The sequence below is a fragment of the Streptomyces sp. F001 genome, assembly GCF_004187715.1.
Taxonomy (GTDB): Bacteria; Actinomycetota; Actinomycetes; order Streptomycetales; family Streptomycetaceae; genus Streptomyces; species Streptomyces flavusporus.
On sequence record NZ_QZWF01000009.1, the window covers coordinates 92,419 to 106,165 of the forward strand.

At 69.6% G+C, this 13,747-nt stretch carries 9 protein-coding genes and 1 pseudogene; 5 read left to right on the forward strand and 5 right to left on the reverse strand.

From position 1 onward, the window contains the following. Window positions 1-20: 20 nt before the first annotated feature. The 3 genes from StrepF001_RS28255 to StrepF001_RS28265 form a co-directional block, all read right to left on the reverse strand. A complete protein-coding gene (locus StrepF001_RS28255) occupies window positions 21-2,045 on the reverse strand; it encodes a hypothetical protein (RefSeq protein ID WP_129801040.1) in 2,025 nt (674 codons plus the stop codon). Between the two features lie 189 nt (window positions 2,046-2,234). Next, window positions 2,235-2,708, reverse strand: a complete 474-nt coding sequence (locus StrepF001_RS28260; protein ID WP_206306964.1) for a hypothetical protein — start codon at window positions 2,706-2,708, stop codon at window positions 2,235-2,237. Continuing rightward, window positions 2,708-5,131: an AAA family ATPase gene (locus tag StrepF001_RS28265; RefSeq protein WP_129801041.1), complete on the reverse strand. Its 2,424-nt coding sequence runs from the start codon at window positions 5,129-5,131 to the stop codon at window positions 2,708-2,710. Before StrepF001_RS28265 ends, StrepF001_RS28260 begins: the two co-directional genes overlap by 1 nt. A gap of 404 nt (window positions 5,132-5,535) precedes the next feature. Here StrepF001_RS28265 and StrepF001_RS28270 point away from each other — a divergent pair, with 404 nt between their 5' ends. The 5 genes and pseudogenes from StrepF001_RS28270 to StrepF001_RS28290 all read left to right on the forward strand — a co-directional run. After that, window positions 5,536-6,000 (forward strand): hypothetical protein, encoded by a 465-nt coding sequence (locus tag StrepF001_RS28270; protein WP_240797711.1) that lies wholly within the window; start codon window positions 5,536-5,538, stop codon window positions 5,998-6,000. Window positions 6,001-6,142: 142 nt separating this feature from the next. Next, on the forward strand, window positions 6,143-6,784 hold the full coding sequence (locus StrepF001_RS28275; protein ID WP_129801042.1) for a hypothetical protein: 642 nt from the start codon (window positions 6,143-6,145) through the stop codon (window positions 6,782-6,784). 120 nt (window positions 6,785-6,904) lie between these two features. After that, window positions 6,905-7,483: a hypothetical protein gene (locus StrepF001_RS28280; RefSeq protein WP_129801043.1), complete on the forward strand. Its 579-nt coding sequence runs from the start codon at window positions 6,905-6,907 to the stop codon at window positions 7,481-7,483. 77 nt (window positions 7,484-7,560) lie between these two features. After that, window positions 7,561-8,646, forward strand: coding sequence for an EcsC family protein (locus StrepF001_RS28285; RefSeq protein ID WP_240797712.1), 1,086 nt, complete (start codon window positions 7,561-7,563; stop codon window positions 8,644-8,646). Window positions 8,647-8,876: 230 nt separating this feature from the next. Beyond that, a pseudogene (locus tag StrepF001_RS28290) lies at window positions 8,877-9,014 on the forward strand (PhzF family phenazine biosynthesis protein); the annotation flags it as partial. A gap of 357 nt (window positions 9,015-9,371) precedes the next feature. Here StrepF001_RS28290 and StrepF001_RS28300 read toward each other — a convergent pair. Continuing rightward, window positions 9,372-10,220: a hypothetical protein gene (locus StrepF001_RS28300; RefSeq protein WP_129801044.1), complete on the reverse strand. Its 849-nt coding sequence runs from the start codon at window positions 10,218-10,220 to the stop codon at window positions 9,372-9,374. A gap of 28 nt (window positions 10,221-10,248) precedes the next feature. Further along, on the reverse strand, window positions 10,249-13,641 hold the full coding sequence (locus StrepF001_RS28305; protein WP_129801045.1) for a hypothetical protein: 3,393 nt from the start codon (window positions 13,639-13,641) through the stop codon (window positions 10,249-10,251). Window positions 13,642-13,747: the final 106 nt, after the last annotated feature.

The window sequence follows — 13,747 nt, forward strand, 5'->3', positions numbered from 1 at the left end:
GAAATCAACTGCCCTGCCTACTACTCGGCCCTGCGGACGATCGCCTGTTCCAGCACGACAGGCCCGGGTTCACGAGGGCCCTGCCACACGAAGCCGGGCCGCTCCACCACCACCCGCGCCGCCGGTCCGCCCGGGGCCCGGTGAACCGCCGGGTCGTAATCCGTTTCCTCGCCGAGCACGCCGATGTCCAACACCCCGGCTGCCGCCGCCCGCGCCAGGACTCTCCGGTAGAGAGCGTTCGCCAGCCCCTCCTTCTCACCCTCGTGCACCGCCTGGTCCGCGACTTCGGCGAGTACCGCGGCGAGCACGCGCAGCGTGTCGATCCTGGCCTGCCGCAACTGCGCCTGCGACGCCCCGCGCGCGGTCTGCCGGGACTGCCGCAGCTCGTCGTCCCGCCGCCGGAGCTGACGTGTCATTGCCTCGGCGCGCTGAGCCGCCTCTTCCAGGTCCCGCTGGGCCGATTCCCACTTGGCCTCGGTGGCGTGGGCACGCGCCTCGGCCTCGGCACGGTGCTTCTCCTCGTCCTCGACGCGGAGCCGCAACCGGTTCGCCGCTGCTTCCGCCTCGGCCAGCGCGGCCGACGCGGCCCGACGCTCCCGCTCGTGCTCGGCCCGAGCCGCATCGGCGTTGCTCCGTTCCTCCTCCAGCAAGCGGGTCAGGGCCGCGATCTCGGCCTGCGGGTTCCGCTCGGGCTCCTGCGCCGCTTCCGGTGTCTCATCCGGGACGTCATTCGTCACATCCTGAGGAGGATCGTCGGCCGCGACCGCGGCGTCCCTGGGTGCGAAGGTGGCGGCTTCGCCTACCTCTGCGTCGGCGTCGCTTCCCTCTTCAACGCCCGTGGACTTCGTCTGCTCAGCGTCCCCCGTGAGCGTTTCGCGTACGGCCTCGACCTCCCGGCTCTCCTTCGTCCTCTCGCCGATACCCGTGCTGTCCGCATCGACCGCATCGGCGGCTTCGACTGCCGCGACGACCTGGACGGTTCTGGCTGCTTCTCGAAGCTCAGTGGGAATGGCCGGATGGGCGGCCACGTGTTGGGCCCATGCCCGCACGGTTCCGTTCGGTTGCTGCCGGGTCCGGGGGTCCGCCAGCAATGCGCAGGCCCGGGAGGCCATCTCCTCCGCGAAGTCCCGCCAGGGAAGGTCATCCTCCTTGGGCCGCCTCATCAACACCGTCTTCAGAAGTTCTCTGGCCCTGGCCGAGAGGGGGGCCAACCGCTCTTCCCGGTCCGATGTGTCCTTGGGGTCGGAACCCACGGACAGGGCCTGCTCGAAGTAGTCCATAGCAGCGCGCAAGGCGTTCCACGCGTGCTCGCCACTCAGCGCCCTGGCCGCCTTGTCCGCCGCGAGGCTCGAAGCGGGCATCGCAACAAGGGGGACAAGCAGCGGGAGGAGACCGAGGGAGGACGGGATATCCGCAGCCTTCCGCGCGGCCGGGCCGGGTTCGGTGCCGGGGAGAACGATGCGGCTCCTGGCGCGCGACATCTCGGTGATGTGCTCGACAGCCACCAGTCGAATCTCTTCAGGCACTTGCTCGGGACGAGTCTCCGTCCACTGCTGCGGCCACTCGGTCACCGGCACGTCGAGCGCATGCGCTGCGAGCAGTTCGTACGGCGACAGCTCCTTGAGCCCGGCGGACACGGCAGCGGACAACGACTGTTTGGTTCTAGCCCTTATTTTGCGGGGCTTACTCGCCAACTCGCGGAGCGCTTCCGGCGCTGACTGTTGCCGGCTGGGGCTCTCGGACTTGCTCCCGCCCTCACTCCACCGCAAGCCGCTTTTCCCGTCTTGCCGAATCTGAGGTTCAGCCAGAAGCAACTGCCGCATGTGGCCCCACTCATCGAGCGACATGCTCGCAGCGATCCCCATGCTCTCCGCGCACTTCCGAAGCGCGGTGATGGTGACCCGCTCGCCCAGTTCGCGGACCAGCCCGACCAGCACCTTCACAGGGTTGTCCTCGAACTCATCCTGGAGGATGGCGAGATCGGTTGCGGCCTTGTACCGGATCGTTCCCGGCACGAGAGCCCTCACCGACTCCGGTACGGGCACGGGCAAATGCTCACTCTCACCCCCCTCCCACTCGACGACGACTTCCGTCTCGTCCAGCGCACGAACGGTACCTACACGACGTACGGCACTGCCGTCACATTGCTCAACCAAAGATCCGATTTCCACAGCGCGAAACCCTATCGGCCGTCTCGGCAGTTCCGGCGGGCCAAAGCCCGTTGCTGCCGGTCCCTACGTGTGCTCACCGTCGTAAGCCGCCATCCTCACCTCAGTCTGCGGACGCTGCATGCCCGTCTGCTGAGGGAAGTTCAGGTCCGTCCCCGGCACGGCGAGCTCCGTGACGAGCTCCTCGACGGCCGTCTGCCAGGCGCGTACCTGGGCGTGGCCCGGTCCGATCTCGTCGTGGTGGTACTTGCAGCCCGTGCTGAGCCCGCTCCACAGGGCGTTGACGCGACGGGCCAGGTCGGGGCCGGCGTAGTGGCGCAGGCAGAGCAGTTTCGCTCGCATGGTGACCTGGCGGAGTCCGGCTTCCTCGGCGGTGAGGACTGCGTCGACGGCCGCTTCCAGGGCGATCCGCAGGGCGTAGGCCGCGCCGCGGGCCCGGCCGGCCGGGGTAAGCGGGCCGCCCAGGCCCGCGGTGAGGAGGCTGTCTGCGGTCGCGAGGAGTCCGGCGACGCTGCCGGCGCTCGTGCGGGTGGCGGGCATCAGGCGTTCACCTCCGGCTTGCGGATCCGGTTGGCGAGGGCCTCGACCTTCCTGACGAAGGCGACCGGGTCGGGCGGGAGGAATCCGTCAGGGTGGGCGCCGCGCTGGCACTGGCTGATCAGATTCGTGCTCTCGCCTCCGTACAGGGCGCGCAGACGGCTCCTGACGTCGTCGTCGGGGTGGACGAGACCGTCGTCGAAGAGGGCGAAAGAGGCGAGCGGGATGAGGCGTTCGGTCTCGTCGATGGCGGCCTGCAGACGGTCGGTGGGCTGTCCGGTGCGGCTCCGGCGGATCCAGGCCGCTTCGACGATCGCCTTGGTCAGGGCCTCGCGGCACAGGGACGGCAGGACGTTGCGCAGTGCCGTGTCGGGGCAGTTGGCGGTGTGGGCGAGGGCCATGGCGTCGTCGATGGCCTCCTTGACCGGGTCGGTCTCGGAGGTGACGTTCACCTTGGACTTCTCGCCGCGCTCCACCTTCAGCACGGTCACGGGCAGGCCCTGGCTGCGGAAGGCGTGCGGGAGCCGGGTGTCGTGGGTGAAGACGACGACCTGCCGGTCGCGGCCGAGTTCGTCGAGTACCTGGGCCAGGCCGTCGACCTTCGCCGGGTCCATGGACTGCACGGGATCGTCGATGACGACGAAGCCGAAGGGGCTGTCGGCCGTGGCGGCCCTGGGCAGGAACAGGGAGAGGGCGAGCGAGTGCAGTTCGCCCTGGCTCATGACGCTCAGGGCCGGGGCCTCGGTGTCGTCGACGGTGACGTCCATGATCAGCTTGCGCACGTTGGCCCGCTCGCTGCCGTGCAGGCTGACGTTCTTCAGGTCGACGCTGCTCTGGCGGCGGAGCTTCTCCCAGATCCGCTGCGTGTGGTCGGCGAAGGCGTCGACACGGAGGTCGCGGATCTCGGTCGTCACCTTCTTGATCCAGGTGAGGGCGGCGCCGATCTCCGTTCTGCGCGGCTTGGCGGCCTCGGCCTGCCGGGAGAGCTTCGTCCACTCCGCCAGCAGCTCGACGACCGCACGCCAGCGTTCGTCCATGGCCGCCAGTTCCTCACGTGCCTTCCTGGCCACGACCTCGCACGCGTCCGCCAGGGTCACCGCGGCCTTGAGCGCGCGCTCGGCGAGTTCGGCGGGGTCGGCGATCCGCCGGCAGTCGCTCCAGGTCCGCCACGGATCGCCGAGCGCGGCCGGGACCTCCCGCGGCGGGAGGATCAGGTCGTGCAGGGTCCGCGTCGCGGTCCGCAGGCCGGCCTCGGCTTCGCGCACCGCTTCGGCCTCGCGCAGGAGCGCGGCGATCTGCGCCTCGGCGCGCGAGGCCCACTCCCGGTCCAGGACCTGTTCCGTGCCGCAGACCGGGCAGGCCGTGTCGTCGGCGTGGCGGTCGCTGTGCCGCAGGGCCGCCTGGAGCAGCTGGGCCCTGCTGTGGGCGTCGGCGGCCGCGGTCCCCTTCAGGTCGTCGACGTCGGCGAGGGCGTGCCGCAGTGCGTCGACGGCGGCGCCGACCCGGTCGAGGTCGGGGCCCTCCGCGGCGGCCTCCAGCCGTGCCTCGCGCAGCCGGCCCTCGTCGGCCGTGGGCACACCGGCGATCAGGGCGTCGAGCACGGCGTGGTCGGGACCGCCCTTCTCCTCCATCGCCAGGAGGGCCTTGAGCGCCCGGTCGTCGTGCCCCACGTTCTCCAGGGCCCCGTGGAGAAGCGGCTTCTTTTCCTTCTCGGCGTTCACGACGGCGTCGAGTTCCTTCTTCGCGGCCGTAAGCCGTCGCGCGGCGGCGTTGAGGTGGTCGAGTCCGAGGATCGCGGCGATGTTGTCGTACATCTCGGACGGCTTGCCGTTGATCAGGTTGCCGAGGTCGACGTACGACAGGAACGGCCGGTAGGCCCGCGTCGCCTGCTCCCAGCTGACCTGCTCCAGGGGGACGGTGCCGTGTCCCGGCCGCCTGAGCACGGCCTGGGAGTCGGTGAAGGCGTCGCCGGTCCAGGTGCGGGTGAGGGTGCTCGGCGACTGGTCGCCCTCGACGGTCAGCTTGGCCTCGACGGCGGTCTGTTCGCCCTGGTGCAGGTTGCGCCAGCGGACGGTGCGGTTCGGGTGCTGCCCGGCGCAGTGGGCGTTGGTGCCGGTGAACAGGGTCTCGATGGCCTCGGCGATGCTCGACTTGCCGGAGCCGTTGCGTCCGACGACGAGGGTGACTCCCGGCTTCGGCCGCAGGTTCAGCCGCGCCTCCGAACCGACGCCGCGGAAGCCAGTGACCGTGACCTTTCCCAGGTAGACGGGGCCGGCGAGGGTGTGGGACTCGTGTACGCCCTCGGAGTCGCCGAGGGCCTCGCGGATGCGGCTCTTCACCCCGTCGGTGAGCTTCGGATCCCCGGCCAACCGCGCCTCGACAAGCTGGGGCAGCGGCAGCGCGTTGCTGTGGTGCGTCGCGTCCATGTGGTGTCTCCCGTGGTTCCCGCACTGATGTGGAAGGGGCGAGCACCGACAGGCGAGGGAGGCGGCGGGACTGCTGGGCACCTGTCGACGAAACGGAACCGTAGGAGTGGGGCGTGCTGTTGTGATCGCGTCAGCCCGATAACCCTGGTTATCAGCGGTGTCCAGACCCAGAGCGCAGAGCGGCAGGCACCTTGTGGTGGCCAAGTGCCACGACGCCGACCGGAGGATCACCGCGATGAGCCACACGCCCTCGATACCGCCCAGCAACCCGCAGTTCCCCGGCACCGGCGGTGCACCGGGTGGGCCGGGCGGCCCGGGAACGCCGTACCGCCCTTCCCGCCGGCCGGTGGCGGGCAGCTCGCCATGGGGCAGCCGATGAGACCGAAGCCGTCGCGCCGCAAGGCATGGCTCACCCACGGCGCGACCGCGTTCGTCGCGCTCATGGTCGGCGTCGGCATCGGCGGCGACGGGGACTCCGGCGGTACGGACGGCTCCGCCGCTCCCGCCCCGGCCGTCACCGTCACCAAGACCGCGGCCCCGGCGGCGGCGAACCCGAGCCCGCCGCGACCGTCACCGAGAAGGTCACGGTCACGCCGAAGCCGGCCGAGAAGCCGGGGCCCGCCACCACGGTGGAGGGCGACGGCCAGTACCTCGTCGGCGAGGACATGCAGGCCGGCACCTACAAGACCGCCGGGCCCGACAAGAGCGGCTTCGTCGACAACTGCTACTGGGCCCGCGCCAAGGACGCCTCCGGAGAGTTCGAGGCGATCATCGCCAACGACAATCTCAAGGGCCAGGGCCGCGTGACGGTCAACAAGGGCGAGTACTTCGAGACCAACGGCTGCCAGGAGTGGACCAAGGTCGGCTGACCGGCCGCCGCACACGCCGCCGCGCTCGTGGGGGGACGCGGCGGACCCCGGGGCGGGCGGCCAAAACCGGGCCGCCCGCCCCGTCCCTTCCCCTCCGTCCTTCTCTCCGCCACCCGCCCAACGTGAACAGGAGGGTCCGCCGATGGGCCGTCGTTCTCCGCTCGCCCGCGCACCCCGCCCCGCCCTCCGGGGCCACCGGCAGGTGCACTTCGACGACACGGTCAAGGCCGTCGGCCGGACGCCGATCGTGCTCGCCACGGACGCCTCCGTCACCGCCGACAAGGTGGGCACCGGCTACCTCGCCACCACCGGCGAGACCGGACTACGCGCCCACGTCTACCCGCGGTACCTCACCACGCCCCGCGTCCGCGTGGTCGTCACCGAACTCCGGTCCGTGTACTGGGGGTTGCGGCGGATCTTCGCGGCGCACCCCGGGCGGCTCGTCGAGGTGCGCGTCGACAACCTCGACGCCCTGACCCTCCTGCACGAGTGGCAGAACGGCGGCGACCGGATGCCGGACGGCTACGAAACCCGGCTGCGCTCGCAGGGCCGTCGGCCCAGCCTCGTCAAGCTGCAGATGTACGCGGAGTACACGCCCGGCCTGACCTTCGTCCACGAGAAGGCCCACGTCGGCAACCCGCTCAACGAGGCCGCCGACTCCCTGGCCAAGCTCGGCCTGCGCTCCCTGAACGGCAGGGTGCCGGTGACCGAGATCCCCCGGCTGGTCCCGCTCTGGGCGAGTGGAGCGCTGGCCGAGTACCGGCGGGGACGGGAGCGGGGCTGAGCCCCACGTCCGCCTGCCTCCGCTCGCCACACCCGCCTTCCGCCGCGTGTCCGTCTCTCACGACCTTCACGTCTTCAGTCGCCGCGCCTCCGCGCCTCCGTACCGAGAGGAAGTTCCACGATGTCCACCCCGGAGCAGCAGCCGCAGACCCCTCCCCCGACCGCGGTCCCCGAAACGACTCGGGGAACGGTCGAGGAGTCGGCCCCCGCATCCGCCGAACCGACACCCGCGCTGCCCGACCACCCGCCGACCACGTCGGCCTCCCGCTGGTCGCGGCTGTCGCGCGGCACCCTCCTCGCGATCGGCACCGCCCTCGGGGCCGCCGTGGTGGGAGCCTGCTGGGCCGGGACATCACTGGCCGGCGGCGAGGAAAGGACGTTCAGCACCGACGGGAAGCTCACCGTCGCCGGCATCGGCGTGGGTCTCGGCCCCGACGAACCGTGCTCCGGAACGGACGGCTACTCCGACATCGACTTCGGCGCCCAGGTCAGCGTCACCGACGCCGCCGGAACCCTCGTCGCCAAGGGAAGTCTGAGCTTCGGCAAGAAGACGGAGCAGGGCTGCGAGTTCCCCTTCACGGTCGACGACATCGCACCGGGCTCGAAGTTCTACACGGTCGAGGTTTCCCACCGCGGCGGTCTCACCCAGACCGAGAACGAACTGCGCGCGGGTGGCCTCGCGTTCACCCTCGGCGACTGAACGGCCAACCGACTCGGGATGGCTGCTCCGTATCTTTCCTGCGCATCCCCACCTTTTTCAGAACTTGGCATTGGACGATGTACTTCGCCCACGCGTCGGCTGGTAGGGCACCGTGGGCCCAGCGATCACAGTCGAAATGGAGAACCTCAGTGAGCACTTACGCCGACTCACTCGTCGACGGTGCAATCCCGATGAGCGCGTACGAGGGGCAGGTATGGGACACGCTCAACGAGCACTGGCAGCGCCGCAACAACCGCCGTGGCCTGCCGAACTGGGCGAGCACCGCGCTCGGTCGCACCGGTGAGGTCGCGGGAAACGCCGCAAGACGGGTTACGGACGCTGTCCCAGAAGCGGTCAAGGAACCGATCCGTCGCGCAGGCGACGCGGTCGCCGACAAAGCCATGCAACCGGCGCTCGCAGGCGCGGCAGCGTTGCTCGAGCTGGTCAACGACTGGGCCATGGATCTCAACGACCCGAAGAACATCGAGAAGCTCGCCCGCAAGCGAGGCTTCGAAATCGACAGTTTCACCGAACTGCGGCAGCAGGACCTCAAGGTCTGCGACCGGCTGCTGACCCGCAACACCCTCAAGTGGCGGACCACCGGCGCGCTCGAAGGCGGCGCCATGGGCCTGCTGGCCATGGTCCCCGTCGCCGGCATTCCCGTCGCGATGACAGCGGACATCCTCGTCGTCCAGGTCCTGAGCACGTCGATAGCAGCGCGCATCGCGTACTTCTACGGCTACGACGCCAAAGACCCCAAGGAGCAGGACTTCATCCAACGCCTGGTACAGCGGTCCTTCATGGCACAGGCGGCCAAAGCCAAGCCGTTGCGTGATGCCGCACGGGCGGCGGACGCGGTCAAGGGACGCATAAACTGGTCACAGAAGCTTCGCCAGGACCACCGCCTCCTGGCCGCCCTTGAGAAGTTGATGAAGCAGCTGGGCCCGGCCGGCTCCAGGGTGCCCGTTCAAAATGTCGCCAAGGTCGTGCCGTTTGTGGGGGTCCTCATCGGTGCCGGCATGAATTCCGCGGTCCTCGGCAGGGTGGCCGCCGACGCCCAGCGGTACTGCCAGACCCGATTCCTGTGCGACAAGTACGGGCTGCCGCTGCCGGCCGCACTGGCGACCGACTGGGACGACGACCCCCAGACCGACGCCACGTAAGTGGTGGCCGGTGTCTACGATGCAGTCTCTACGGTTCCCCACCGGGAATTCCGAGCTCCTCGCAGAGCTCGGCGACGTTCGGTGTCGGGCTACTGAGGTTGAACTCGTGGAGTCGTAGGAGCCGCCGTTCCGACTCCGAGATCCGACGGCTTTGCGAAACGTTCCGCTATGGCTGCTCCGTTGTTCCCTGAGGCCGGAATAGCCGTGGCCCGCCCCGTGTTGCCGCGAGCATGACGACGGACGCGTCGCGGCCCGAGGTGCTGCGCTACACCGCCTTCTCCAGTGACCCCGACGGCGGGAACCCCGCCGGGGTCGTCCTGGACGCCACTGGCCTGGACGACGGTGACATGCTGGCCATCGCCGCCGACTGGTCCCCGAGGACGCCGTGCTCACCCTGCGCCAGGGCGAGGACCTGGGCCGCCCCGGCAAGCTCACGGTGACGCTGCGCCCGGGCGACCGGCGCGTCCGGGCCGGCGGCACGGGGGCTCGCATCGGCTGAAGCGCCGGTGACGCGCCGCGGAGGGCTTTCGAGCGCCGACAAGGGGAGGCACAGCGCCGAACGGTTTCGCCTCCTGAACGGGGTCAGGCCGGAGTGACGGGAAGCACGGCCGAGAGGAACGACAACACGACGTACACCGTAGTTAAACGCCTATTTGTCAGTCTCTGCCCCGACCGCCACGCCCGACGGCGCGCAGGCAGCGGTGTCCGCTCCTCCCAGCAGCCGGCTACCGTCGTGGCAGGTAAGGATCCAGAGCAGCAGCGACGGCCGGACTGCGGAGGTAGCCCACTGCGCGATGGAAGTCGAAGAGACGGACGCTCTCCTGGAGATCGAGGTCGACGCCGTCGAAGTAGCGTCTCAGGGGCCGCAGGATGGCCACGGGGTCCCCGTGGTCGGACACGTTCACCCAGCGGGCGACGCCCGGGGGGCGGATGCCTCGCTCGACGGGTGCGGGCAGCAGGCGGTGGAAGACGCCATGCGGCAGGGCGAGCGGCGAACCGAGGGTGATGAAAAGATCGACAGTCAGCTCAGGGTGGGCGTGCAGGGCCTCATAGGTCACCACCGTGCCGAGAGAATGGGCGATCACTATCCGCGGTCGGCGCTCGGCGATCACCGAGGCGACCTCCTCGCGAGCCGCGTGGCGGGTCGGCGCGTCCGGGGCACGCAGGTAGGCGGCGACTTCGCGGCAGCACAGCGCGATGAAGGCACGTGTGAGCCGACCGTCCAGGCTGAAACGCTTCGCCACCATCTCCGCGGCATGCCGCAGCGGTATGGCCAGGCGCCCCTGCGCGGTGACCTTTGGCAGGTCCAGGGACTCAAGCCAGTGGGTCGCGAGCGCGGTCTCGTCCGGGGTCAGATGGTCCAGGGCGTCGTCATCCGGGCCTTGGGCGGTCGGAAGGCCGCGACTCAGATGGTGCGCGTAGTAGGCGAACGCCACATCGCCGTCCGCTAAGGGTCTGCCGAGACCGGCAGCAAGGTTCCTGGCCCATACGGCAGCCCGCTGGGCAGCGACGTCTTCCGGTGCGCGGCCGCGAACGTGGTTGCCGACACCGTGTACGCCGACTACGAGAGACATGGCTGTGTCCTTCCGGGAGTTGGCAGGGTCAGGCGCAGGTGACAGGGCTCCATGGGAGGAACGGCGGAAGTCCACTGCCCGGTTCCAACGCGATGAGCATGTCGGCCAGAGCAGCGACAACCATGCCGTCGGTGGCGACCGCCAGCGCCCGCAGCCCCTCCGGAAGACAGAGCACGTCCTCTTCGGCGCCAGTCAACATGTCTGATATGCGGACCGTGTCATCCTCTCCACCAGTGAGCGTATGCGGACGCCCTCCCACCGACGCCACCACCACGCACCGCACTCCCCCCTTGTGCCCGGCGAGCACCCGCACCTCCTGACCAGCCTCCAGATCCCATACGCGGACCGTGCCATCGCCGCCACCGGTCACCGCATACGGACGACCCTCCACCGACGCCGCCGCCACACACCGCACTCCCCCCTTGTGGCCGGCGAGCACCCGCACCTCCTGACCAGCCTCCAGATCCCATACGCGGACCGTGCCATCGCCGCCACCGGTCACCGCATGCGGGCGTCCCCCCACCGACACCACCGCCACACACCCCAGCGGAGCACCCTGGTCGAGGAGCGGCTCGCCCAGCCGTCGATCCTCGCGCAGGTCCCACAGCACCAACAGCCCCGCGTCGAACGACAATGGCCGCCGCCGATAGCCGCACAGGACCGCGACCGGGCGGTCGCGCACGGTGGCGCCGGCAACGGCGACGAACAGTTGCCGGGAGACGTTGACGCTCTGCTTGACGAAACGCGCATCCGGCAACTCCCATACGTTGACCCGTGACGAATTGCCGCCCATCTCATCGAACCAGTAGGTGGCGAGGATGACGGAGTCCAAGACCGTACAGGCAACCATGCTCTTGCCCTTGTCCACATCAAAAAGGGGCGCTCCTGATCCGAGCACCTTGCGCTCCCGGAGGTCCCAGACACGGACCTTGCCATCCTGGGAAGCGGTGATGACGTTCGAACCGCCGCCCAGGCTCACCGGCACCAGGCTGGTGATGCGGGAACGTCGCTCGACCCAAACAGGCGGCTGCGTCGAAGAATCCCACGGGATCTCCTGCAGCAGCCTGTGCTCCGGTACGCGTCCGACCCGGTGGGCGCGCCACGATCCACCGCTGGCAAGGGCCGAGGCCAGTTCCTGCTCGCCCCGCTGCGCCGCGGCGATGGTGAGGATCTGGCGGCGCTGCGAGGGAGTTCGGTAGCGGTGTGCGTCGGCAGTGTCGACGTACAGTCTGGCGAGTGGCGGAAGGCGGTCACGTCGAGCCCACTTCGGCCGCCAGCGTGCACCGTCCAACAGCCGAAGCTGTCGTTCCAGCGCTTCGGCGTCGGCGTGCAGGACGAACTCGGGGTCGTCGAGGAGTTCTTCCAGCCGTCCGGCATCGGCGGCGTGCTGGGCCGCGTGGCGCAGCAGGTACGGCTCGGCCGTCGCCCAGCGACGAGAGTCCGGTACGAAGGTGAGCAGTTGTGTGAACACGGCATCGGCATCCGGCTTCTCGGACCGGAGTTTGTCGGCCAGTCCCTGGTGGAAGAGGCGGTACACCGTCCTGCCCTCGTCATCCACGCCATGGCGCAGATAGAAGCGGGCTGCATCCAACGCCTCCCGGACCTGCTCGATCCTCGGCTTGCCCGGACCGAAGGCCGCGGCCGTCGTCCGCACCACCTCTTCCGGCATGCCGTCGCCCTGGGCGAAAGCCAGGGCGGAGAGGACCGGGTCCATCCACAAGATGTGCTGGTGATCGTCCCGGTGCAGGTCCATGACCTTGTGCAGATCGCGTGGCACGGCGGTGACGAGTCGGCGCACCCCGGCGGGATCGTCCGGGACAGGCTGATCGAGTACGCGCCGCACGTACAGCGCGGCCACCAGGAACTCGCCGCACTCCGGCGCCCCGCGCCGCGCCAATGCCCGAGCGATGCCGTCCGCAAGCTGGTCGGCGATTCCCTCTCCTTCCACCGTCGCATAGTGGGAGTCGGTGGCCAGCACATCACGCAGGTAGTCGCGCAGTTCGCCGCGCAGGCGCTGCTTCCGCACGCGATCCAGATCGATACGTCCCCGGCCGGCCCGACGGAACAACGGCGCGAAGCGACCCGGGCGGACGCCGACCAGCATCCGGCAAACCCGGCTCAGGGCGAGCAGCGCCTTCATCAGCTCCTGGGGATCCTCGGCCTCGTCCAGCGCGTCCAGAATCAGCACCGGTGGGCGGTCGCGGCCCTGCAGCGCGGAGACGACATCAGAGACACTTCGGGTCGAACCCAGCTTCCACTGGCGGCCCAGGGCGGCCATCACCTCGGAGACCGAGCGCTTGCGTGCGTGCACCACGGCCAACTCGTCAACCACCGGGGGCCCGCCGACGAGCGACTTCCATAACCCGTGTGATTCGCCCCGCAGGTCCGGGTGTGCCACACAGACCAGAGCGCCGAGCAGCGCGGACTTGCCCGCCCCCGGCTTGCCGGTGACCACCCGCAGGTCCCGGCCCTTGCCCCGCAACCAGTCCGACAGCGAGCGCACTTCGGCGTCCCTGCCCCGGAAGAACACGGGACCGCCTTCCCCGAACACTGCCTCCGCACCGGAGGCCCGGCCGACGAAATGACGGACGTCGGCGACCTCGTCGAGGAGTGCGGTGACCGTGCGGTCCATCCGGTCGCGAGCGACAGCTCGCGAACCGTCCCGGCCGTATGCGGGATTGGGGAAGAACGTCAGGTGGGAGAGCTCGGCATCCGACGCGGGGACCAAGGGGTCGAGGACCTCCTGCGGCGGCCCGTCCGCCGTGTACTCCTTCACCAGGTCTTTGACCTGGCGGCAGAAGAGATGGAAGGGGATGTACGGCACGGACGGATCCACCCGTACGCTCTCGTTCGCGAATCGTCCAAGCACCTCAGCGACTGCCCGGGACAGGTGACCGTCGTAGGCTTGCTCGCCGATCCCGCTGGCGGCGATCACCCAGGCCCGTCGACGATGCCCAGGCATGGTGTGCTGCCACTCCCGCCGAGCCGCGCTGCCGGAATAGCACAGGTCCAGCAGGAACAGCACGTGCGGCGCGGACTCCTCCGGTTCGGTGTCCTCGACCAGCTTGAGCCAGCTCTCGATGTCGTGCCGGGTAGGCCGCTCATCGCCACCGACGACATAAACCCCGCCACTGTCGGCCAGTTTGCCGTGGGCCAGGATGTGCACCACGACGAACCCGGGACCGGCCTCCAGCACCGACTCGACGGCCTGCTCAAGGGCCGCCGCCGATCCGGCGGGGTCCGCCTCGGTGATGTGCGGTCGGTAGCCGAAGAAACGGAAGGCCGCGCGAAGCTGTTTGGCGTAGCTTTGGGCGAACGGCAGCGGCTGCCACCTCGGCTGGTCCTCATCCTCCAGGTCCGGGAGAGGACCCTGGACGCCGACCACCAACGCCCGGTGTTTCAGCGGCCGTTGCCCCTCCATACTTCGCGCCCCTTCCCCGGTCTTCAAGAGCACTGTAGAGGGACACCACAACCGGCTCCAGGGGCCTTTTGGTGAGTCACTGTCGGTGTCCCCGGATTCCATGGTC

What these genes read in the sequence shown, in the direction of transcription:
- StrepF001_RS28300 (WP_129801044.1), bottom strand. Translation starts at nt 10,220, where the DNA reads ATGTCTCTCGTAGTCGGCGTACACGGTGTCGGCAACCACGTTCGCGGC.
- StrepF001_RS28285 (WP_240797712.1), top strand. Translation starts at nt 7,561, where the DNA reads ATGTACTTCGCCCACGCGTCGGCTGGTAGGGCACCGTGGGCCCAGCGA.
- StrepF001_RS28280 (WP_129801043.1), top strand. Translation starts at nt 6,905, where the DNA reads ATGTCCACCCCGGAGCAGCAGCCGCAGACCCCTCCCCCGACCGCGGTC.
- StrepF001_RS28305 (WP_129801045.1), bottom strand. Translation starts at nt 13,641, where the DNA reads ATGGAGGGGCAACGGCCGCTGAAACACCGGGCGTTGGTGGTCGGCGTC.
- StrepF001_RS28275 (WP_129801042.1), top strand. Translation starts at nt 6,143, where the DNA reads ATGGGCCGTCGTTCTCCGCTCGCCCGCGCACCCCGCCCCGCCCTCCGG.
- StrepF001_RS28270 (WP_240797711.1), top strand. Translation starts at nt 5,536, where the DNA reads ATGGCTCACCCACGGCGCGACCGCGTTCGTCGCGCTCATGGTCGGCGT.
- StrepF001_RS28260 (WP_206306964.1), bottom strand. Translation starts at nt 2,708, where the DNA reads ATGCCCGCCACCCGCACGAGCGCCGGCAGCGTCGCCGGACTCCTCGCG.
- StrepF001_RS28265 (WP_129801041.1), bottom strand. Translation starts at nt 5,131, where the DNA reads ATGGACGCGACGCACCACAGCAACGCGCTGCCGCTGCCCCAGCTTGTC.